This is a genomic window from Streptomyces sp. NBC_01707 (genome assembly GCF_041438805.1).
Taxonomy (GTDB): domain Bacteria; phylum Actinomycetota; class Actinomycetes; order Streptomycetales; family Streptomycetaceae; genus Streptomyces.
Genome location: NZ_CP109190.1, coordinates 5,676,703 through 5,699,059, shown reverse-complemented (window position 1 = coordinate 5,699,059; position 22,357 = coordinate 5,676,703). Strand labels below are relative to the sequence as shown.

Annotated in this window: 16 protein-coding genes and 3 rRNA genes; 2 read left to right on the top strand and 17 right to left on the bottom strand. The window is 67.1% G+C overall.

What is annotated here, in order from left to right; translation table 11 throughout:
* Window positions 1-138: 138 nt before the first annotated feature.
* The 7 genes from OG963_RS25685 to OG963_RS25655 all read right to left on the bottom strand — a co-directional run bounded on the left by OG963_RS25685 (window position 139) and on the right by OG963_RS25655 (window position 10,068).
* Window positions 139-1,311, bottom strand: coding sequence for an acetoin utilization protein AcuC (locus tag OG963_RS25685; protein WP_093776232.1), 1,173 nt, complete (start codon window positions 1,309-1,311; stop codon window positions 139-141).
* The gene (locus OG963_RS25680; RefSeq protein WP_176902278.1) at window positions 1,280-2,491 is read right to left on the bottom strand and encodes an MFS transporter; all 1,212 of its coding nucleotides are present in this window, start codon (window positions 2,489-2,491) and stop codon (window positions 1,280-1,282) included. The genes OG963_RS25685 and OG963_RS25680 overlap by 32 nt, the downstream gene beginning before the upstream one ends.
* Window positions 2,492-2,532: 41 nt before the next feature.
* Window positions 2,533-3,177: an HAD family phosphatase gene (locus tag OG963_RS25675; protein ID WP_030928204.1), complete on the bottom strand. Its 645-nt coding sequence runs from the start codon at window positions 3,175-3,177 to the stop codon at window positions 2,533-2,535.
* A gap of 72 nt (window positions 3,178-3,249) precedes the next feature.
* Window positions 3,250-3,366 (bottom strand): 5S ribosomal RNA (gene rrf / locus OG963_RS25670).
* Window positions 3,367-3,445: 79 nt separating this feature from the next.
* Window positions 3,446-6,570 (bottom strand): 23S ribosomal RNA (locus OG963_RS25665).
* A gap of 297 nt (window positions 6,571-6,867) precedes the next feature.
* A 16S ribosomal RNA gene (locus tag OG963_RS25660) occupies window positions 6,868-8,393 on the bottom strand.
* The 16S, 23S and 5S rRNA genes sit together here, the layout of an rRNA operon.
* Before the next feature lie 658 nt (window positions 8,394-9,051).
* Window positions 9,052-10,068 carry a GlxA family transcriptional regulator gene (locus tag OG963_RS25655; protein ID WP_371799486.1) on the bottom strand — a complete coding sequence of 339 codons (1,017 nt, stop codon included), beginning with the start codon at window positions 10,066-10,068 and terminating at the stop codon, window positions 9,052-9,054.
* Window positions 10,069-10,142: 74 nt separating this feature from the next.
* Here OG963_RS25655 and OG963_RS25650 point away from each other — a divergent pair, with 74 nt between their 5' ends.
* Window positions 10,143-10,730, top strand: coding sequence for a cysteine hydrolase family protein (locus OG963_RS25650; protein ID WP_093777816.1), 588 nt, complete (start codon window positions 10,143-10,145; stop codon window positions 10,728-10,730).
* 3 nt (window positions 10,731-10,733) lie between these two features.
* Here the strand turns inward: OG963_RS25650 and proC are convergent, their stop codons facing one another.
* The 9 genes from proC to OG963_RS25605 form a co-directional block, all read right to left on the bottom strand.
* Entirely contained in the window at window positions 10,734-11,543 is an 810-nt protein-coding gene (gene proC, locus OG963_RS25645) for a pyrroline-5-carboxylate reductase (protein ID WP_093777818.1), read from the bottom strand.
* Between the two features lie 76 nt (window positions 11,544-11,619).
* A complete protein-coding gene (locus OG963_RS25640) occupies window positions 11,620-12,450 on the bottom strand; it encodes an ABC transporter permease (RefSeq protein WP_371799485.1) in 831 nt (276 codons plus the stop codon).
* A complete protein-coding gene (locus OG963_RS25635) occupies window positions 12,447-13,214 on the bottom strand; it encodes an ABC transporter ATP-binding protein (RefSeq protein ID WP_030925363.1) in 768 nt (255 codons plus the stop codon). The genes OG963_RS25640 and OG963_RS25635 overlap by 4 nt, the downstream gene beginning before the upstream one ends.
* Window positions 13,215-13,314: 100 nt before the next feature.
* Window positions 13,315-14,079, bottom strand: a complete 765-nt coding sequence (locus tag OG963_RS25630; protein ID WP_319739986.1) for a methyltransferase domain-containing protein — start codon at window positions 14,077-14,079, stop codon at window positions 13,315-13,317.
* Window positions 14,080-14,102: 23 nt separating this feature from the next.
* Window positions 14,103-14,639: a hypothetical protein gene (locus OG963_RS25625; protein WP_093777822.1), complete on the bottom strand. Its 537-nt coding sequence runs from the start codon at window positions 14,637-14,639 to the stop codon at window positions 14,103-14,105.
* Window positions 14,640-14,777: 138 nt separating this feature from the next.
* Window positions 14,778-16,628: a dihydroxy-acid dehydratase gene (gene ilvD / locus OG963_RS25620; RefSeq protein WP_093777824.1), complete on the bottom strand. Its 1,851-nt coding sequence runs from the start codon at window positions 16,626-16,628 to the stop codon at window positions 14,778-14,780.
* Between the two features lie 168 nt (window positions 16,629-16,796).
* Window positions 16,797-17,438: a TetR family transcriptional regulator gene (locus OG963_RS25615; protein ID WP_030925358.1), complete on the bottom strand. Its 642-nt coding sequence runs from the start codon at window positions 17,436-17,438 to the stop codon at window positions 16,797-16,799.
* Entirely contained in the window at window positions 17,435-18,262 is an 828-nt protein-coding gene (locus OG963_RS25610; protein ID WP_037822756.1) for a sugar phosphate isomerase/epimerase, read from the bottom strand. The genes OG963_RS25615 and OG963_RS25610 overlap by 4 nt, the downstream gene beginning before the upstream one ends.
* Before the next feature lie 286 nt (window positions 18,263-18,548).
* The gene (locus tag OG963_RS25605) at window positions 18,549-19,496 is read right to left on the bottom strand and encodes a Ppx/GppA phosphatase family protein (protein WP_093777826.1); all 948 of its coding nucleotides are present in this window, start codon (window positions 19,494-19,496) and stop codon (window positions 18,549-18,551) included.
* A 40-nt stretch (window positions 19,497-19,536) separates the two neighbouring features.
* Between OG963_RS25605 and OG963_RS25600 the strand changes: the two genes are divergently transcribed.
* Complete coding sequence (locus OG963_RS25600) at window positions 19,537-20,406, top strand: hypothetical protein (RefSeq protein WP_093777828.1); 870 nt, start codon at window positions 19,537-19,539, stop codon at window positions 20,404-20,406.
* A 31-nt stretch (window positions 20,407-20,437) separates the two neighbouring features.
* Here OG963_RS25600 and OG963_RS25595 read toward each other — a convergent pair whose 3' ends face one another.
* The gene (locus OG963_RS25595; protein ID WP_093777830.1) at window positions 20,438-22,264 is read right to left on the bottom strand and encodes a hypothetical protein; all 1,827 of its coding nucleotides are present in this window, start codon (window positions 22,262-22,264) and stop codon (window positions 20,438-20,440) included.
* Window positions 22,265-22,357: the final 93 nt, after the last annotated feature.

The following is a 22,357-nucleotide window of genomic DNA, read 5'->3' as shown; positions in this document are numbered from 1 at the left end:
CCGATGCTCCCCCAACCACCCGGACGGGGGGACAGAAGCCCGACTACGCCCCACAGTTGGCGTAACCATTCCTCAGTTGGCGCAACCCTTCGTCACGTCAGCACGGAATCGGCCGCGCCAGGACCGTCCCCGCCCGTTTCAGGCCAGCAGCCCCCGCAACGGGAACGCCGCCCGCCTGGTCGCGAGCACCGCCTGGTCGAGCCGGTCCGCCGGGTCGTACCCGCCCTCCCACGACTGCCAGGAAGGCGTACGCCCATCCGTCATCCGGGCCGGCCCCAACTGCCGCGTCCGGGCGTAGACCTCGTCCCGCCACGAAGATGGAATCACCGACTCCGGGTCCACCGGCGCATGCGCTGCGATCCCCACCAGGTGCGTCCAGGACCGCGGCACCACGTCGACGACCGCATACCCTCCGCCGCCGAGCGCCACCCACCGCCCGCCCTCCACGTACTCATGGGCGAGCTCATGACACGACTCCATGACCGACCGCTGCGCGTCCAACGACACCGCCAGATGGGCGAGCGGGTCCTCGAAGTGCGTGTCGGCACCGTGCTGGGTCACCAGCACCTGCGGCCGGAAGTCCGCCAGCAGTTCAGGCACCACCGCATGGAACGCCCGCAGCCACCCCGCGTCCCCCGTACCGGCAGGGAGCGCCACATTCACCGCGGCACCCTCCCCCGCACCGGCACCGGTCTCCTCCGGCCAGCCGGTCTGCGGAAAGAGCGTCCGCGGATGCTCGTGCAGCGACACCGTCAGAACCCGCGGGTCCTCCCAGAACGCGGCCTGCACCCCGTCGCCGTGGTGCACATCCACATCGATGTACGCGACCCGCTCCGCGCCCAGCTCCAACAGTCGGGCAATGGCCAGCGCCGGGTCGTTGTAGATGCAGAACCCCGACGCGCCACCCGGCATCGCATGGTGCAGCCCACCTGCGAAGTTCACCGCATGCGCCGTGGCCATGCGCCACACCGCCTCGGCCGCCGCCACCGACTGCCCGGCGATCAGCGCCGACACCTCGTGCATCCCCGCGAACGCCGGATCGTCCATCGTCCCGAGCCCGTAGTTCTGATCGGCCGCCCTGGGGTCCGCCGATGCCGCGCGCACGGCCGCCACATAGTCCTCGCGGTGCACGAGCCGAAGGGTGGAGTCCCCGGCCGGCTTGGCGGCCACCACGTCCACCGCACTGTCGAGCCCGTACGCCCGCACCAGACCCATCGTCAGCGCCAGCCTGACGGGGTCCATCGGATGACTGCTCCCGAAGTCGTATCCCGTTACTGCGTCATCCCACATCAACTGTGCGCGGCCGCTCATGCCCGCCACCGTATCGGGCAGGCTCCGGACCGAACGACTTGGCGTACACGAGCGTCGCGAGCACCAGCACCATCGGGACGAGCATCGCGCCCCGGTAGCTCCACGCGTCCCCCAGCGCCCCGACCAACGGCGACCCCACCAGGAACCCCACATAGTTGAAGACGTTCAGCCGCGCGATCGCCGTATCGCTCGCACCGGGGAACATCCGCCCTGCGGCCGCGAACGTCTGAGGCACGATCACACACAGCCCCAACCCCAGCATGGTGAACCCCAGCATCCCGATCCACGCACCGGAGGCAACCGCTACCACCCCGAACCCGGCCGCGGCCAGCACACTCCCGAACCGCACGACGGTCACGGCCCCGAACCGCCGTACCCCGAAGTCCCCCACAGCCCGACCCAGCAGCGTCGTCACCATGTAGACGTTGTACGGAACGGTCGACAGCTGCTCCGAGCTCCCCAGCACGTCCTGCAGATACTTCGCGCTCCAGTTGGAGACCGTCGAGTCCCCGATGTACGCGAAGCTCATCACCAGACAGAGCGGCATCAGCAGCCTGAACGAGACCGAGACCCCGGAAGAGACCTCTTCCCGCTGCCCGTCGGCGTCGGTCTCCGTCTCGGCGCCCTCGACGTACCACCGGCTCCCGATGAACGCGGCCGGCAACAGCACGACGACCGCCGGAAGATACGAGACCAGCAGCGTCAGATCCCAGTGCGCCCCGGCCCATGCCATCGACGCCCCGGCGATCCCGCCCAGGCTGTACGCGGCATGGAACCCGAGCATGATGCTGCGCCCGTACGCCCGCTGGAGGCTGACCCCCATCATGTTCATGGAGGCGTCGAGTGCCCCGACGGACAGCCCGAACACACCGAGCGCCACGGCCGCCTGCCACAACTCACCGCCTGCCCCGACACCGAGCAGCGCCAGCAGTACGACGGGCTGTGCCCACCGGAGCACGACCCGGGGCCGTACCCGCGCGACCACCTTCTCGGTGACCACGCTGCCCACCCCGGCCAGGATGGGCACGGCGGCAAGGAACACGGGCAGCAGGCCGTCGGATATCCCGTACCGGTCCTGAATGGCAGGAATACGCGTCACGAGCAGGGCAAACGTGACCCCCTGCACGAAGAAGCTCAACGCCAAGGAGGCCCTACCGTGCCGCAACCGCGCATCCTTCATGGCCGCAGCGTAGGGCCCTGGCCTACCCGTGGGTAGATGGATCAGGCGAGCAATTCCCGCAGTTGAGCCATGTCGGAGAAGCAGCCGGTCACCCCGGCGAGCCGGTCGGCGGGCATCATCGACGTGAACCCGTACACATCCATCCCCGCGGCCCGGGCCGCCTCCACCCCGAGCGGGCTGTCCTCGATGACGACACACCTTTCGGGCGGAACTCCCATCCGCTCAGCGGCATGGAGGAACAGGTCGGGCGCCGGCTTCCCCCGCCCCACGTCCTCCGCACTGAAGATCCACTCCTCCTCGAACCACTGGTCGAGCCCGGTCTTCCGGTGTCCGACCCTGATCCGCTCGTGGTTCCCGGACGAGGCGACGCAGTACGGAACCCCGTCGGCGACGAGCTTTCCCAGCACGTCGGCGACCCCTTCGACCGGCTCCAGCTCTTGCTGGAACGCACTGAAGATCCGGGAGTGGAGCGTCTCGTCGAAGTCCGCAGGCAGCTTCTCCCCGGTCCTCTCCTCGACGAGGTCGTGGATCCGGTGCACGGCAGACCCCATGTAGTCACGGAGCGATTCCTCGTACGAGGTGGGGTGACCGAGCTCGGTCAGGTAGCCGGAGAGGATGGTGTTGGAGATCGGCTCACTGTCGACGAGCACACCATCGTTGTCGAAGATGACCAGTTCGTAGCGCATGGTTCGAGCCTAGACGCTCAGAACGCAGAAAAGCCCCGTGCCACAAGGGCACGGGGCTTTCCCGGAATAATTGTTCGGCGGCGTCCTACTCTCCCACAGGGTCCCCCCTGCAGTACCATCGGCGCTGAAAGGCTTAGCTTCCGGGTTCGGAATGTAACCGGGCGTTTCCCTAACGCAATGACCACCGAAACACTATGAAATTAACCAACACCGGGCAAAAACACGGCCGTTCGTTATTTCAGAACTAACACAGTGGACGCGAGCAACTGAGGACAAGCCCTCGGCCTATTAGTACCAGTCAGCTCCACCCGTTGCCGGGCTTCCACATCTGGCCTATCAACCCAGTCGTCTACTGGGAGCCTTAACCCCTCAAAGGGGGTGGGAACACTCATCTCGAAGCAGGCTTCCCGCTTAGATGCTTTCAGCGGTTATCCTTTCCGAACGTAGCCAACCAGCCATGCCCTTGGCAGGACAACTGGCACACCAGAGGTTCGTCCGTCCCGGTCCTCTCGTACTAGGGACAGCCCTTCTCAATATTCCTACGCGCGCAGCGGATAGGGACCGAACTGTCTCACGACGTTCTAAACCCAGCTCGCGTACCGCTTTAATGGGCGAACAGCCCAACCCTTGGGACCGACTCCAGCCCCAGGATGCGACGAGCCGACATCGAGGTGCCAAACCATCCCGTCGATATGGACTCTTGGGGAAGATCAGCCTGTTATCCCCGGGGTACCTTTTATCCGTTGAGCGACAGCGCTTCCACAAGCCACTGCCGGATCACTAGTCCCGACTTTCGTCCCTGCTCGACCCGTCGGTCTCACAGTCAAGCTCCCTTGTGCACTTACACTCAACACCTGATTGCCAACCAGGCTGAGGGAACCTTTGGGCGCCTCCGTTACTCTTTAGGAGGCAACCGCCCCAGTTAAACTACCCATCAGACACTGTCCCTGATCCGGATCACGGACCCAGGTTAGACATCCAGCACGACCAGAGTGGTATTTCAACGGCGACTCCACAACCACTGGCGTGGCTGCTTCAAAGTCTCCCACCTATCCTACACAAGCCGAACCGAACACCAATATCAAACTGTAGTAAAGGTCCCGGGGTCTTTCCGTCCTGCTGCGCGAAACGAGCATCTTTACTCGTAGTGCAATTTCACCGGGCCTATGGTTGAGACAGTCGAGAAGTCGTTACGCCATTCGTGCAGGTCGGAACTTACCCGACAAGGAATTTCGCTACCTTAGGATGGTTATAGTTACCACCGCCGTTTACTGGCGCTTAAGTTCTCAGCTTCGCCGACCCGAAAGTCAGCTAACCGGTCCCCTTAACGTTCCAGCACCGGGCAGGCGTCAGTCCGTATACATCGCCTTACGGCTTCGCACGGACCTGTGTTTTTAGTAAACAGTCGCTTCTCGCTGGTCTCTGCGGCCACCCCCAGCTCATGGAGTAAATCCAATCACCAGTGATGGCCCCCTTCTCCCGAAGTTACGGGGGCATTTTGCCGAGTTCCTTAACCATAGTTCACCCGAACGCCTCGGTATTCTCTACCTGACCACCTGAGTCGGTTTAGGGTACGGGCCGCCATGAAACTCGCTAGAGGCTTTTCTCGACAGCATAGGATCATCCACTTCACCACAATCGGCTCGGCATCAGGTCTCAGACTTAATGTGTGACGGATTTGCCTATCACACGCCCTACACCCTTACCCCGGGACTACCACCGCCCGGGCTGGACTACCTTCCTGCGTCACCCCATCGCTTACCTAGTACAAGTCTGGTTCGTCGGCTCCACCACTACCCTCAACTCCGAAGAGATCGGGCCGGCTTCACGGACTTAGCATCGCCTGATTCAGTATTGGGCGTTTCAAAGCGGGTACCGGAATATCAACCGGTTGTCCATCGACTACGCCTGTCGGCCTCGCCTTAGGTCCCGACTTACCCTGGGCAGATCAGCTTGACCCAGGAACCCTTAGTCAATCGGCGCACACGTTTCTCACGTGTGTATCGCTACTCATGCCTGCATTCTCACTCGTGAACCGTCCACAACTCGCTTCCGCGGCTGCTTCACCCGGCACACGACGCTCCCCTACCCATCCCAGCAGGCGTTGGCCCTCAACGCTGGAATGACACGACTTCGGCGGTACGCTTGAGCCCCGCTACATTGTCGGCGCGGAATCACTTGACCAGTGAGCTATTACGCACTCTTTCAAGGGTGGCTGCTTCTAAGCCAACCTCCTGGTTGTCTCTGCGACTCCACATCCTTTCCCACTTAGCGTACGCTTAGGGGCCTTAGTCGATGCTCTGGGCTGTTTCCCTCTCGACCATGGAGCTTATCCCCCACAGTCTCACTGCCGTGCTCTCACTTACCGGCATTCGGAGTTTGGCTAAGGTCAGTAACCCGGTAGGGCCCATCGCCTATCCAGTGCTCTACCTCCGGCAAGAAACACACGACGCTGCACCTAAATGCATTTCGGGGAGAACCAGCTATCACGGAGTTTGATTGGCCTTTCACCCCTAACCACAGGTCATCCCCCAGGTTTTCAACCCTGGTGGGTTCGGTCCTCCACGAAGTCTTACCTCCGCTTCAACCTGCCCATGGCTAGATCACTCCGCTTCGGGTCTTGAGCGTGCTACTAAAACGCCCTATTCGGACTCGCTTTCGCTACGGCTTCCCCACACGGGTTAACCTCGCAACACACCGCAAACTCGCAGGCTCATTCTTCAAAAGGCACGCAGTCACGACTGTTGCTCCGAAGAACAACAGCGACGCTCCCACGGCTTGTAGGCACACGGTTTCAGGTACTATTTCACTCCGCTCCCGCGGTACTTTTCACCATTCCCTCACGGTACTATCCGCTATCGGTCACCAGGGAATATTTAGGCTTAGCGGGTGGTCCCGCCAGATTCACACGGGATTTCTCGGGCCCCGTGCTACTTGGGTGTCTCTTAAACGAGCCGTCAATGTTTCAGCTACGGGGGTCTTACCCTCTACGCCGGACCTTTCGCATGTCCTTCGCCTACATCAACGGTTTCTGACTCGTCTCACAGCCGGCAGACTATGAAAAAGAGATCCCACAACCCCGCATGCGCAACCCCTGCCGGGTATCACACGCATACGGTTTGGCCTCATCCAGTTTCGCTCGCCACTACTCCCGGAATCACGGTTGTTTTCTCTTCCTGAGGGTACTGAGATGTTTCACTTCCCCTCGTTCCCTCCACACTGCCTATGTGTTCAGCAGCGGGTGACAGCCCATGACGACTGCCGGGTTTCCCCATTCGGACACCCCCGGATCAAAGCTCGGTTGACAGCTCCCCGGGGCCTATCGTGGCCTCCCACGTCCTTCATCGGTTCCTGGTGCCAAGGCATCCACCGTGCGCCCTTAAAAACTTGGCCACAGATGCTCGCGTCCACTGTGCAGTTCTCAAACAACGACCAGCCACCCATCACCCCACCCCTAAGGGCGAGTTCACTGGGGCCGGCAACTGAAGGCAACCTCGCGGCCATACCCTCAGACACCCAACAACGTGCCCGACACGACCCTCCACGATTCACGTTCCACGCCGAAGCAGTACTAGTGATCCCGAAGAACCGTGCCGAATAGTCAACGTTCCACCCATGAGCAACCACCGTCGAACATTTGCCGACGAAGTGGCCTCTGACCGAGCAAGCCCGGTAAGAAGTGCTCCTTAGAAAGGAGGTGATCCAGCCGCACCTTCCGGTACGGCTACCTTGTTACGACTTCGTCCCAATCGCCAGTCCCACCTTCGACAGCTCCCTCCCACAAGGGGTTGGGCCACCGGCTTCGGGTGTTACCGACTTTCGTGACGTGACGGGCGGTGTGTACAAGGCCCGGGAACGTATTCACCGCAGCAATGCTGATCTGCGATTACTAGCAACTCCGACTTCATGGGGTCGAGTTGCAGACCCCAATCCGAACTGAGACCGGCTTTTTGAGATTCGCTCCGCCTCGCGGCATCGCAGCTCATTGTACCGGCCATTGTAGCACGTGTGCAGCCCAAGACATAAGGGGCATGATGACTTGACGTCGTCCCCACCTTCCTCCGAGTTGACCCCGGCAGTCTCCTGTGAGTCCCCATCACCCCGAAGGGCATGCTGGCAACACAGAACAAGGGTTGCGCTCGTTGCGGGACTTAACCCAACATCTCACGACACGAGCTGACGACAGCCATGCACCACCTGTATACCGACCACAAGGGGGGCACCATCTCTGATGCTTTCCGGTATATGTCAAGCCTTGGTAAGGTTCTTCGCGTTGCGTCGAATTAAGCCACATGCTCCGCTGCTTGTGCGGGCCCCCGTCAATTCCTTTGAGTTTTAGCCTTGCGGCCGTACTCCCCAGGCGGGGAACTTAATGCGTTAGCTGCGGCACCGACGACGTGGAATGTCGCCAACACCTAGTTCCCAACGTTTACGGCGTGGACTACCAGGGTATCTAATCCTGTTCGCTCCCCACGCTTTCGCTCCTCAGCGTCAGTAATGGCCCAGAGATCCGCCTTCGCCACCGGTGTTCCTCCTGATATCTGCGCATTTCACCGCTACACCAGGAATTCCGATCTCCCCTACCACACTCTAGCCTGCCCGTATCGACTGCAGACCCGGGGTTAAGCCCCGGGCTTTCACAACCGACGCAACAAGCCGCCTACGAGCTCTTTACGCCCAATAATTCCGGACAACGCTTGCGCCCTACGTATTACCGCGGCTGCTGGCACGTAGTTAGCCGGCGCTTCTTCTGCAGGTACCGTCACTCTCGCTTCTTCCCTGCTGAAAGAGGTTTACAACCCGAAGGCCGTCATCCCTCACGCGGCGTCGCTGCATCAGGCTTTCGCCCATTGTGCAATATTCCCCACTGCTGCCTCCCGTAGGAGTCTGGGCCGTGTCTCAGTCCCAGTGTGGCCGGTCGCCCTCTCAGGCCGGCTACCCGTCGTCGCCTTGGTAGGCCATCACCCCACCAACAAGCTGATAGGCCGCGGGCTCATCCTTCACCGCCGGAGCTTTTAACCCCGTCCCATGCGGGACAGAGTGTTATCCGGTATTAGACCCCGTTTCCAGGGCTTGTCCCAGAGTGAAGGGCAGATTGCCCACGTGTTACTCACCCGTTCGCCACTAATCCACCCCGAAGGGCTTCATCGTTCGACTTGCATGTGTTAAGCACGCCGCCAGCGTTCGTCCTGAGCCAGGATCAAACTCTCCGTGAATGTTTTCCCGTAATCGGGAGACACATCACGAGAGCGGGACGATCAGCCGGAATAAGACCGATCGTCCACAGCGTCCTCGCTGTGTAATTGCCTACCGGAACCACAAAGGCCCGGCAGGACTTTCAAAGGAACCACCAACCTGCCGAAACAGGCCGGGGTATCAACATATCTGGCGTTGACTTTTGGCACGCTGTTGAGTTCTCAAGGAACGGACGCTTCCTTTGTACTCACCCTCTCGGGCTTTCCTCCGGGCTTTTCCCTTCGGTCTTGCGTTTCCGACTCTATCAGACTCTTTCGTGTCCGATTCCCGGTCGAAGCGGCCCCCTGCGGAGCAGGAGAATTTTCACTGCGCTTTCCAGTTCTTCGCTTTCGCGTTTCCCTTTCCGGCGAGTCCGACTCTATCAGATCCTTTCGGGCCTGATTCCCAGTCAGCGGGGTTTGCCTTCCCGGCTGTTGGGCCGTTCCGACGAGTGAGACTTTAGCGAATCCTGCGCCTCGACGCTAATCGGGGTCACGCTCCTTCGAACGTGGATTCTTCATTTCGCAAATGCGCACACAAAGCCGGGCGACAGACGTCGCTCGCTCGTTGTGGTTACTGCGGAATGGCTGTCCGGGGACCGACCGAGGTCGGCACTCACGTCGGACAACTCGGAGCACATTACGGATGCAGGCGGGCCATGTCAACCTCCCGTTGGTCCAGGGTGTGCTGGAAGGCCAGCCGGTAGTCGCGGGGACTGGTGGCCAGGTGGGTGGCGAAGTGCTGGCGCATCGTGATCTCGCTGCCGAAGCCCGTACGGCGGGCCACCTCGGGGAGGGGGAGGTCGGTGCGTTCCAGAAGCTTTTGAGCTGCGGCGATGCGCTGAGTGATCAGCCAGCGCAGAGGGGTGGTGCCCGTGGTCGCCTGGAAGTGACGGGCGAAGGAGCGCGGGGACATGCCGGCGCGGGCGGCGAGGCCGGCCACCGTGTGCGGTTCGGCCAAGTGGGTCAGGGCGTAGGCCCGGACCGCGGCGAGGGTGTCGGCATCACGGTCGGTGTGCGGAGTGGGGTGCTCGATGAATTGGGCCTGGGTTCCGGTGCGGAACGGGGCTGTGACCATCGAACGCGCGATCGCTGCTGCGACTTCGGCGCCATGGGTCGTACGGACGAGATGGAGACAGAGGTCGATGCCGGCCGCGGTGCCCGCTGACGTCCAGATGTTGTCGTCGTGGAGGAACAGCGCATCCGGAACGACTGTCACGCGGGGGTGGTGGGTGCGGAGGAGGTCGGTGAGGTTCCAGTGGGTGACAGCCCGGCGGTCGTCGAGGAGGCCCGCCTGGGCGAGGGTGAATGCGCCGCCGCAGAGCGCGGCGATCGGGGTGCAGCGGGCGTGTGCGCGGCGAAGGGCTTCCAGGACCGGGGCGGGGGCAGGCGTCAGATGGTCGTCGAGGCCGGGGACGACGATCAGGTCGGCGCGGGTCAGCCAGGCGAGAGTGCGGTCCGGGGTGAGGGAGAGGCCACCGCGGAGGGGGACGGGGGCCGGGTCGGTGGCGACACGACGCAGGTCGAAGGGCGGGACGCCGCGGTCGGTGCGGTCCACGCCCCAGACCTCGGTGATGACGGAGACGTCGAACGCCCGGACGCCGGGGAAGGCGACAAGGGCGATGCGGGCGGGGGTGGGTGCGTGTCCGGGCGCCATGGTGGCAGTAAAGCATCGATCGATGACTTTTCGTCCTCTGGGCTACACGGGTGCGTGGCGGCAGCATGGTTCCCATGGAGATCGCAGGGAACGCAGCGCTGGTCGTGGTGGACGTGCAGGAAGGCTTTGAGGAGGAGGGGTACTGGGGTCCGCGGAACAATCCCGAGGCCGACCGGAACATCGCCGGGCTCATCGATGCGTGGCAGGAGAGCGGGCGCCCCGTCGTATTCGTACGGCATGACTCGACGAAGCCGGATTCTCCGCTGCGGCCCGGATACTCGGGGAACGCGTTCAAGGGATACGTGGAGGAGCGGCGGGGGAAGGGCGGCGGACCCGAGCTGTTTCTGACGAAGACGGTCAATTCCGCCTTCTACGGGACGCCCGATCTGGGCGCCTGGCTGAATGAGGCCGGAGTGCGGCAGATCGTGGTGGCCGGGATCCAGACCAATATGTGCGCGGAGACCACGGCGCGAATGGGCGGGAACCTCGGGTACGAGGTGTTCTTCGCGTTCGATGCGACGTACACCTTCGACGCGATCGGGCCGTGGGGGTGGCAACTGAGCGCGGACCAGCTGGCGCGGGCCACCGCGGTGACGCTGCACAGCGGTGGGTTCGCGAAGGTCGTGGCCAGCGCGGAGCTGGTGGCGGCCGCGGGGAAGTGAGGGTCAGCCGTTGCCCGAGGCCAGCTCGCGACTCCGGTCGCGGGCCGCTTCGAGGGCGGCGATCAGGGCGGCCCGTACGCCGTGGTTCTCCAGCTCGCGGATGGCGCTGATGGTGGTGCCTGCCGGGCTGGTGACGGCTTCGCGGAGCTTGACCGGGTGTTCGCCGCTGTCGCGGAGCATCACCGCGGCGCCGATGGCGGCCTGCACGATCAGGTCGTGGGCCTGGGCACGCGGCAGACCGAGCAGAATGCCCGCGTCGGTCATCGCCTCGACAAGGAAGTAGAAGTACGCGGGTCCCGACCCGGAGAGCGCGGTCGCCGCGTCCTGCTGGGACTCGGGGACACGAAGGGTCTTGCCGACTCCGCCGAAGATCGCCTCGGCGGCCGCGAGGTGGTCGGTGGTGGCGTGACTGCCCGCGGAGATGACGGACATTCCTTCGTCCACGAGGACGGGGGTGTTCGGCATGACACGTACGACCGGAGTCCTCGCGGCGAGGCGGTCCTCGATGAAACCGGTCGTGATGCCGGCGGCAGCGCTGATGACCAGGCGTTCGGTGGTGATGTGAGGGGAGAGCTCCTCGAGGAGCCGGCCCATGTCCTGGGGCTTGACCGCGAGGATGAGGATGTCGGCGCGCTTGGCGGCCTCGGCGTTGGTGACGGACTCGACGCCGTAGCGGGTGCGGAGTTCCTCGGCACGCTCGGAGCGGCGCGCGGTGACCAGCAGGTCGGCGGGGCGCCAGCCCGCCCGGATCATGCCGCTGAGCAGGGCCTCGCCGATCTTGCCGGTGCCAAGGACTGCGACTGTCTGGGTCATGCGGTTCACCCTCCGGACGGTGCGGTGGTACGCGGTTCTGGTGGTACGTCGTCGCCGCCATCCTCGCACCGGGACATCAGGCGGTGCGGCGGCGGAGGGTGGCTGCGCCGAGGGTGAGGACGAGGAGGGCGCAGCCCGCCACGACCAGGACGTCACGGACGAAGTTGCCGGTGACGTCGGTGTGGTGGAGGACTTCGTTCATGCCGTCGACCGCGTAGGACATGGGCAGGACGGTCGAGATGGCTTCGAGGACGGGCGCCATCTGGTCGCGTGCGATGAACAGGCCGCACAACAGGAGCTGCGGGAAGATCACGGCCGGCATGAACTGGACGGCCTGGAACTCGGATGCGGCGAAGGCGGAGACGAACAGGCCGAGTGCGGTGCCGAGCAGGGCGTCGAGCAGGGCGACGAGGAGCAGCAGCCAGGGGGAGCCGATCACGTCGAGGCCGAGCACCCAGATCGAGAGCGCGGTGGCCAGGAGGGACTGGAGGATCGCGACGGCGCCGAACGCGAGGGCGTAACCGGCGATCAGATCGCCCTTGCCCAGCGGCATGGCGAGGAGGCGTTCCAAGGTGCCCGAGGTGCGTTCGCGGAGGGTGGCGATCGACGTCACCAGGAACATCGTGATCAGCGGGAAGATGCCGAGCAGCGAGGCACCGATCGCGTCGAAGGTGCGCGGGCTGCCGTCGAAGACGTACCGCAGCAGCGTGATCATCAGGACCGGGATGAGGAGCAGCAGCGCGACGGTACGCGGGTCGTGGGTCAGCTGGCGCAGGACGCGGGCGGCGGTGGCGAGGGTGCGGGCGGGGCTGAGGGCCTGGGGCCGGGACTGCGCGTGGGGGTGGGGGCCGGCGGCGGCTGCCTGCGGGGTGGCGGCGGCTTGCTGCGGCGCGTTCGTCGAGCTCATCGTGCGTTCTCCTGACGGGTGGCGGCCTCGTCGACCAGGTGGAGGAAGGCTTCTTCGACGGTGGCGGTGCGGGCGTCGGTGCGCAGCGCCTCGGGGGTGCCGTCGGCAAGGATCTCGCCCTCACGCATGAGGAGCAGGCGGTGACAGCGCTCGGCCTCGTCCATCACGTGGGACGAGACGAGGAGCGTGGTGCCGTGGTCGGCGGCGAGGCTGTGGAAGAGGCTCCACAGATCGCGGCGGAGTACCGGGTCGAGCCCGACCGTCGGTTCATCGAGGATCAGGAGTTCGGGGGTGCCGAGCAGGGCGGCGGCGAGGGAGACGCGGGTGAGCTGGCCGCCGGAGAGAGTGCCGGCAAGAGCGTCCGCGTGGCTGGTCAGGTCCACATCGGCGATGGCCCGGGCGACGGTGGCCCGACGGGCGTCCCGGTGGCTGCGGCCCGGCTGGAGGATGGCCGCGAAGTAGTCCAGGTTCTGCCGGACGCTGAGGTCGGTGTAGACCGACGGTGCCTGGGTGACGTACCCGATGCGCGGGCGGAGGGTGGGGTGGCCCGCGGGAGTGCCGAGGACGTCGAGGGTTCCGGTGACCTTGGCCTGGGTTCCGACCACAGCTCGCATCAGGGTGCTCTTGCCGCAGCCGGAGGGGCCGAGGAGGCCGGTGATCCTGCCCGGTTCGACGGTGAAGTCGAGGCCGCGCAGGACGGTTCGCTCGCCTCGCACGACGGTGAGGCCGCGGGCCTCGATGGCGGCGCCCGAAGAATTCATCATGCGGTGAATTTTGATCCGGCGACGCCCGCGCGTCAAGGGACCCGGCGATACGGGCGCGGGGCTGTCGAGGACGGGCGGAGCCTCCGTCTCGGCACGACGGTCAGCGCGTCGCCACGCTGAGATCGACCGCGTAGCTCTCCTCGACCATGCCGTCAGGGAAGAGCTCCGCGAGGCGGGCGTGCTCCTCTGTGAGGAACCGGCGGGTGGGTTCCTCACCGAGGACCAGGAACGCGGAGTGGCTGCCGAGGTTGGCGAGGTGGGTGTCGAGCGGCACCCGGCGGCTCCAGGGCACGGTGCGGTGCACGAAGCCGAGCCCGGTCGGCAGGTGGCGGGAGCGGACGGGCGAACCGTGGGCGCTCTCCTCGGCGCCGAAGAAACGGCGGAGTCGGGCGTCCTGCTCCGCGATCCAGGGGACGGAATGGTCGGAGACGTTCCACCAGAGCGCAAGGGCCCCACCCGGCCGCAGGACGCGGAGGGCCTCGGGGGTGGCGAGGGCCTGGTCGGTCCAGTGCCAGGACTGGGCGTACGTGATCAGATCGGCCGAGGCGGTGGCGAAGGGGAGGCGGTTGCCGTCACCGCGCACGATCGGGATCTCCGGGAGCGACCGGTGCAGTTCCGCCGCCATGCCGGGGCCCGGCTCGACGGCCGTGACATGGGCGCCCCGGTCGTGGAGGAGGCCGGTGGAGATACCGGTGCCGGCCCCGATGTCGAGGGTGCGGGCGCCGCGCAGGGGGCGACCGGTGATCTCTTCGATCGCGGTGAAGAGGGCGGGCGGGTAGCCGGGCCGGGCCGCGGCGTACTGGGCGGCGGCGCGGTCGAAGGAGAGGGCGCGGGGACGAGGGGTGGGCGGATCCGTCTGGGGCACAGGACCATCGTCGCCCGGTGGGGCTACTTGCGCCGGGGTTTCCTGGCCTTCGACGTCTTGCGTCCCGCCGGGTTCCCGGTCCTCGTCGCGCGGCGCTTCGCGTACCGGGCGACGGCCGTCTCGTACTCCGTACGCCGCAGCTTCTCGCCCGGCGCCTCCAGGAACGAGCGGACGAAGTACGCGAGCAGCGAGCCGATGAAGCCGATCGTCTTGAGACCGCGCAGATTGTCCTCACGGGCCCGGTCGGCGGGGCGGTGGCTGAATCCTTCCCAGGTCTTGCGGAAGGCGACGGCGCTGCAGACCGCGAACATCAGGACGACCAGGATGCCGACGAGGCTGCCGACATCGGCGATCTCCAGGCCCTGGTAGGCGAAGCGGAGCACGAAGCAGGAGGCGACGGCCGCAGCGAGGGAGCCGAGGGCGACGCCGACGCGGCGGAGCCCGTACCGACCGTCGTGCTCGACCCAGGTCGTACCGAAGAAGCGGATGGGCTCGGGCCGCGGGCCGGGAGCGGTCGATCCGGGCTCCGGGCCGCTGGGTGCTTCGTTGTTCTCGCTCACGAGGTCGATTATCCCCGGGCGGCGACGGTAGCCGCGGCGGCACTGTCCCCTTGCGGGGGCGGGCCGCGATGGATGTGCGTCGGGCCCCGGCGACCGCTGGGTCACCGGGGGCCGAAAGAGGTCGGGTGCGTGCGTATGTCAGCCGAGCTTGGAGACGTCGCGCACCGCGCCGCGGTCCGCGCTCGTCGCCATCGCCGCGTACGCCCGCAGCGCCGCGGAGACCTTGCGCTCGCGGCTCTTCGGCGCGTACACGCCGTTCAGCGCCTCTCGACGGGTGGCCAGCTCGGCCTCGGGGACGAGGAGCTCGATCGACCGGTTCGGGATGTCGATCCGGATCCGGTCGCCGTCCTCGACGAGCGCGATCGTGCCGCCCGATGCCGCCTCCGGCGATGCGTGGCCGATCGACAGACCCGACGTACCGCCGGAGAACCGGCCGTCGGTCACCAGGGCGCAGCTCTTGCCGAGGCCGCGGCCCTTGAGGAAGGAGGTGGGGTAGAGCATCTCCTGCATACCGGGGCCACCGCGCGGGCCCTCGTAACGGATGACGACCACGTCGCCTTCCTTGATCTCCTTGCGGAGGATCTTGTCGACGGCCTCTTCCTGCGACTCGCAGACGACCGCCGGGCCCTCGAAGGTCCAGATCGACTCGTCGACGCCGGCCGTCTTCACGACGCAGCCGTCCTCGGCGAGATTCCCCTTGAGGACCGCGAGGCCGCCGTCCTTGGAGTACGCGTGCTCCAGGTCGCGGATGCAGCCGCCCGCCGCGTCCAGGTCGAGGGTCTCCCAGCGCTCGGACTGCGAGAAGGCGGTCGCGGAACGGACGCAGCCGGGGGCCGCGTGCCACAGCTCGACGGCTTCGGGGGACGGAGAGCCGCCGCGCACGTCCCAGTTCTTCAGCCACTCGGCGAGGGTGGCGGAGTGCACCGAGTGCACGTCCTCGTTGAGCAGGCCGGCACGGTGGAGCTCGCCGAGGATGGCGGGGATGCCGCCGGCCCGGTGGACGTCCTCCATGTAGTACGTGCCGCCGGGGGCCACGTTGGGCGCGACCTTCGACAGACAGGGGACGCGGCGCGAGACCTCGTTGATGTCGTCGAGGTCGTAGGACAGCTCGGCCTCCTGGGCGGCGGCGAGCAGGTGCAGGATCGTGTTGGTGGAGCCGCCCATGGCGATGTCCAGCGCCATGGCGTTGTCGAAAGCGGCGCGGGTACCGATGGAGCGCGGCAGGACCGTCGCGTCGTCCTGCTCGTAGTAGCGCTTGGTGATCTCGACGACGGTGCGGCCGGCCTCCTCGTACAGCGCCTTACGGGCGGTGTGCGTGGCGAGGACGGAGCCGTTGCCGGGGAGGGAGAGGCCGAGGACCTCGGTCAGACAGTTCATCGAGTTGGCGGTGAACATGCCGGAACAACTGCCACAGGTGGGACAGGCGTTCTCCTCGATACGGAGGATGTCCTCGTCCGAGACGTTCTCGTTGACCGCGTCGCTGATCGCGTTGATCAGATCGAGCTTGCGGACCGTCCCGTCGACGAGGGTGGCCCGGCCGGCCTCCATCGGGCCGCCGGAGACGAAGACCGTCGGGATGTTCAGACGCATCGCCGCCATCAGCATGCCGGGCGTGATCTTGTCGCAGTTGGAGATGCAGATCAGCGCGTCCGCGCAGTGCGCCTCGACCATGTACTCGACGGAGTCCGCGATCAGGTCGCGCGAGGGGAGCGAGTAGAGCATCCCCGCGTGGCCCATCGCGATTCCGTCGTCGACGGCGATGGTGTTGAACTCGCGCGGCACCGCGCCCGCGGCCTTGATGGCGTCGGAGACGATCCTGCCCACCGGTGCGAGATGGGTGTGGCCGGGGACGAATTCGGTGAAGGAGTTGGCGACCGCGATGATCGGCTTGCCGATGTCCTCACTCGCTACGCCCGAGGCCCGCATAAGGGCGCGGGCGCCCGCCATGTTGCGGCCGTGGGTGACAGTGCGGGACCTCAGCTGGGGCATCGTCGCTCGCTCCTTCGACAGATATGACTCCTTCGAGGGTACGCCTCGGCTCCAAGATCTGGACACGCTGTCCGGAATGCGGGATGGCGTGCTCGCTGTGCGAGCGGGACGCCCTGTCACCGGCACCTCGACGCCGGACGCGCTGGGCGGTGATGCCCGGAAGATCGTTCAGGCCTGCGCCAGATAGCGCTGCAGCGTCGGTGCGACCATCGCGACGATCTTCTCCGGATCCGCCGAGGCCAGCGGCTCCGCCTTGATCACGTACCGCAGCATCGCGATCCCGATCATGTGCGAGGCGGCCAGCTCCGCGCGGAACGTCGGGTCGGGTACGTCCAGTGCCTCCGCGACCCGTTCCAGCAGCCGCCGCAGCACGAAGCCGCGCAGCACCTTGGCCGCCGCCTCGTGTGTCAGCGCGGACCGCATGATCGCCAGCAAGGGGGCTCTGGTCGCGGGGTTCTCCCATACGCCGATGAAGTAGCGGGCCAGCCGCTCCCCCAGGCCGTCCGTGCCGCCCGTGAGGACGGCCGGGATCACCAGTGCGGGTTCGAAGGAGACCTCGATCGCCGCCGCGAAGACCTCGTCCTTCGTACCGAAGTAGTGGTGCACGAGCGCGGCGTCGACTGCTGCCTTCTTGGCGATGCCCCTGATCGACGTCTTGTCGTAGCCGCGTTCGGCGAACTCGGTACGGGCCGCCTCCAGGATGCGTTCGCGGGCGCCGGGCCCGGTGGTTCCAGCCGTACGAGCGGGGCGGCCGCGGCGTTTGGGAGGTTCGGCGGGGCCGTGCGGGCCGCTGCCCCCGTCGGTGGTCATGGGCGCGGCGCCTGCGCCGTCGCGGACGCCAGGTGGAGCCGGGTGAAGGCCAGCGCCTCCGCGAGGTCGGCCTCACGTTCGGCGGCGGACATGGCCCGGCGGGTGTTGACCTCGATGACCACATGGCCGTCGAAGCCGGTACGGGCCAGCCGTTCCAGAAGTTCGGCACAGGGCTGGTCGCCGCGGCCGGGCACCAGGTGCTCGTCCTTGTTGGAGCCCTTGCCGTCGGCCAGGTGGACGTGGGCGAGCCGGTCGCCCATCCGCTCGACCATGGCCATGCCGTCGGTACGGGCGGTCGCGGTGTGCGAGAGGTCGACGGTGAAGTGACGGTAGTCGTCGTTGGTGACGTCCCAGTCGGGGGCGTACGCGAGCATCTCGCGATCCCGGTACCGCCACGGGTACATGTTCTCGACGGCGAACCGCACGTCCGTCTCGTCCGCCATGCGCCAGATACCGGTGACGAAATCGCGCGCGTACTGCCGCTGCCAGCGGAACGGCGGATGGACGACGACCGTCGACGCCCCGAGCCTCTCCGCAGCCGCCCGGGCCCGCTGGAGCTTCACCCATGGATCGGTGGACCAGACCCGCTGCGTGATCAGCAGGCAGGGGGCGTGAACGGCGAGGATCGGCACCTGGTGATAGTCCGAGAGCCGTCGCAGCGCCTCGATGTCCTGGCTGACGGGGTCGGTCCAGACCATGATCTCGACACCGTCGTAGCCCAGACGCGCGGCGATCTCGAAGGCCGTCGCCGTCGACTCCGGATAGACGGAAGCCGTCGACAGGGCGACCTTCGCATCCGGGATGCGCACCACTGGTTCTGCCACGGAGACAGGGTACGGGGCTGCTGCACGCGCCACCGAGGGGCCGAGGCGGAAAGTGAGCAGGGCCATGGCCGGCTCCGCGTGCTTCCGATCGGCCCTCGGCCGGGCCTCCGGTCGGTTGCGGGCGGCTTTCGGTCGGCGCCGGACGGTTTCGGTCGGCGCCGACCTGTCTCCGGTCGGCCGCGGACGGATTCCGCGGCTCCTGTCGGCTTCCGGGGCGGCTTCCTGTGGCTCCTTCGCGCCGTCCCGGTCCGCCGGACGGTGGCCGGGTGAGGTGGGTGGGCGTGGTTCAGTTCATGGCCGCGGACGCGGTCGGGAGGTGGTCCAGGCGGCGCAGGATGACTCCCTCGCGCAGCGCCCACGGGCAGATCTCCAACTCCTCGACCCCGAAGAGGTCCATCGCCCCCTCGGCCACCAGCGCCCCGGCCAGCAGCTGCGCGGCCCGCCCCTCGGAGACCCCGGGCAGACGCCCGCGCTGGTCGGCGGTCATCCCCGCCAGCTTCGGCACCCACTCCTCCAGCGCCTTGCGGGTCAGGGTCCGCTGTACGTACAGGCCCTCCGCGGAGCGCGCGGCGCCCGCGATCCTGGCGAGCTGCCTGAACGTCTTGGAGGTCGCCACGACGTGGTCAGGACGGCCGGAGCGGCTGAATTCGCCGACCGTACGGGCGATCTGTGCCCGCACATGGCGGCGCAGCGCCTTCACCTCCGCCGGGTCCGGCGGATCGCCCGGCAGCCAGCCGGAGGTGAGGCGTCCGGCCCCCAGCGGCAGCGACACCGCGGTGTCCGGCTCCTCGTCGATGCCGAAACCGATCTCCAGCGAGCCGCCACCGATGTCCAGGACCAGCAGCTTCCCGGCCGACCAGCCGAACCAGCGGCGGGCGGCGAGGAAGGTGAGCCGCGCCTCCTCCTCACCGGTGAGGACAGCCAGGTCGACGCCGGTCTCTTCCCGTACCCGGGCCAGCACCTGGTCGGCGTTGCTCGCTTCCCGCACCGCGGACGTGGCGAACGGCAGCACGTCCTCACATCCCTTGTCCTCGGCCGCCTGCAGCGCATCGGCGACCGTCGTGACAAGCCGGTCCACGCCGGCGGGTCCGATCGCCCCGTCCGCGTCCAGCAGTTCGGCCAGACGCAACTCCGCCTTGTGCGAGTGCGCGGGCAGCGGGCGGGCGCCGGGGTGCGCGTCCACCACCAGCAGATGAACCGTGTTCGACCCCACGTCGAGGACTCCGAGTCTCATACCCGGCACGCTACTGCTCCCGCGGACTTACCCTTGGCCCGTGCCAAAGACGAAAAAGGCGAAGCCGGACAAAGTCACTAAGAAGCAGAAAATGAAGCAGGAGATGCAGCAGCCGCAAGAGAACGAGCCGGACCGGTCCGAAGACGAGAAGGGGATCGACTTCGCACGTGCCTGGGTCGAGTTCCCCGACCCCGCGGACGACGAACAGATCTTCCGCTGCGACCTGACCTGGCTGACCTCCAGGTGGACCTGCATCTTCGGCAGTGGCTGTCAGGGCATCCAGGCGGGCCGTGCGGACGACGGGTGCTGCACGCTGGGCGCGCACTTCTCGGACGAGGACGACGAGAAGCGGGTGGCGGAGCATGTCTCCCGGCTGACCCCGGAGCTGTGGCAGTTCCATGACGTCGGTACGGAGACGGGCTGGGTCGAGGTCGACGACGACGGGGAACGCCAGACGCGCCGCTGGAAGGGGTCCTGCATCTTCCAGAACCGGCCCGGGTTCGCGGCAGGAGCCGGCTGTTCGCTGCACATCCTGGCGCTCCGGGAGGGCAAGGAGCCCCTGGAGACCAAGCCGGACGTGTGCTGGCAGCTGCCGATCCGGCGTACGTACGACTGGATCGACCGGCCGGACGACACGCGCGTGCTCCAGGTCTCGATCGGCGAGTACGACCGCCGGGGCTGGGGCCCGGGCGGTCACGATCTGCACTGGTGGTGCACGTCGGCGACGTCGGCGCACGGGGCCGGGGAGCCGGTCTATGTGTCCTACCGGCCCGAGCTCACCGAGCTCATGGGCAAGGAGGGGTACGAGCGGCTGGTCGAGCTGTGCGAGGAGCGGCTGTCCTCGCTGCTGCCCATGGCGCCGCATCCTGCGGATCCTCCGGTGCACCCGGCGGGACCTGCGGGGTCCTGACGAAGGCCGGGGCGACGGGCTGAAGTGTTTGTCAGCCCGTCGGCGCCGGGTCGCTCGGGCCGGTCCCCGGGTCGGAGGGGTCGGGGGACGGGTCGGAGGGGGTGGACGGGTCCGGTGACGGTTCCGGGTTCGTCGGTGACGGTGTGGGCTCCGTCGGATGGGTCGGGTGGGGAGAGGTCGACGGCGGGACGGACGGATGGCTCGGGTGGGACGGGTTGGTCGGGCCGGTCGGGCCGCCGGACGGGGCCGGCACCGCTCTGTGCCCGCGGACCAGCACGGTCGAGCCCGACGGGGCGAGACGGATGCTCGCGCTCCAGGCCCCGGCCGGTTCCCGCGCATGGTCCACGTAGGCGTGGATCGTGACGCTCTCCCCCGCGGCGAGGGTTCCGGATTGCCTGCTGAGGCGGAGCCAGGACGCATCCGCCCGTGCCGACCAGGCCACGGGGGCCCCGCCCGAAGCGGTCAGTGTGATCAGCGTGGTGGCGCCGGACGAGTGGGCCGTGACGGCGAGTCGGCCGGGGCCGTGCTGCCCCGTCCCGGAGCTGATGACCTCCGCGGAGACATCCGGCGTACGGCTGCCGTCCTTGAAACGGGAGCCGGGGTCGGGGCTGGCGTTGCCCGCATTCTGGTAGCGGTCGTACGGGTCGCCGTCGAACTCGCTCCCGCCGTCCTCCTCGGTCGCGGTGACCGAGGAGCCGTCGTGCCCCTCGCCGGTCAGCGGCGCGCCCCGGTACGCGGACCACAGCGCGATCACGGGGGCGGCGACGACCGTCGCCACCAACGTCGTCGTCACGACTCTCGCCCGCAGCCGGTCCCGGCGCGCGGCGTGGTCCTTCGGGTCCATCGGGAAGCCCGTCCGGTCGAAGCGCGGAGTGGCGGACCGATTCCTCTGGGCATGGACCATCGCCACGTACGCGGAGGGCCGCGGGGCCTCGACGACCGGAAGTGCGGCACCCGGGCTGACGGACGCGCCCGGCCAGGGGCCTTCCGCGCCCGCCCGCTCGGCGGCGCGGCGACAGCGGGGGCAGTCGTCGACGTGGCGGACGAGCTCGCTGCGCAGGGCGGCGGAGAGCAGCACGCGGTGGTCGCCGAAGAGCCGCGCGACGGTGGGACAGTTGCCGGTCTCGACGACGGCGAGGGCGGCCCGGGTGCGTTCCACTTCGCAGGCCGCGGCGGCCAGGAGCTCACGGGCGGTCGCCGGGTCGAGGCCGAGGACGGAGGCCACGGCGCGCGGGGCGAGGCGGTGGCGTACGGCCAGTTCGAGCGCTTCGCGTTGTTCGGGTGTGGTGCCGGCGGCCTCGGGCCAGGCGAGCTGTGCGAGTTCACGGCGGTGCGCCTCGGCTGCCGCGGCGGTCTCCGAGGCGTCCGTGGCATCTGCGGCGAGGGCGGTGGCGTCCGGGTGCACACGGGTTTGTGAGCCCCCTGCCCGGGCGGCCGCGGCCGTACCCCCCGGCTGCCCGGCGGCCTGCTGGCGGTGCGCCTGCCGGCCCCGGTTCTGCTTCTGGTTCTTCTGCTCCGCGAGCTTGCGCAGGCACGTCCACCTGGCCAGCGCGTACAGCCAGGTTTTACGTTCCTCCTCCCCCCTGGGGCACCGCCCGTCCTGACGCTCCGCGACGGCGAGAACGGCGCCCAGTGCCTCGATGGCTCCGTCGTGATCGCAGAGCACGGAGAGGCAGTAGGTGAACAGGCCGTCGAGATACGCCTCGGACCGGGCGGGCGCTCGCTGCGGCGACGCCTGGGGCGCACGGCGCTGCGCCCGGTGTGCGCCGGTGCTGTGCCTGGAGGTCTGGAGCCTGCTGCTCGTCACCTTGCGACCGTAAGCAAGGCAGAGCGTGGCCTTGGCACCCCTTTCGCACATTTAACCCTTACGGGTGAACGTATCCCTTGAAAGGGGACAGGAATCGTCAATTCCGTCGGGCTTCCTGACCCCGATCGCCCCTCTCCCCGCGCC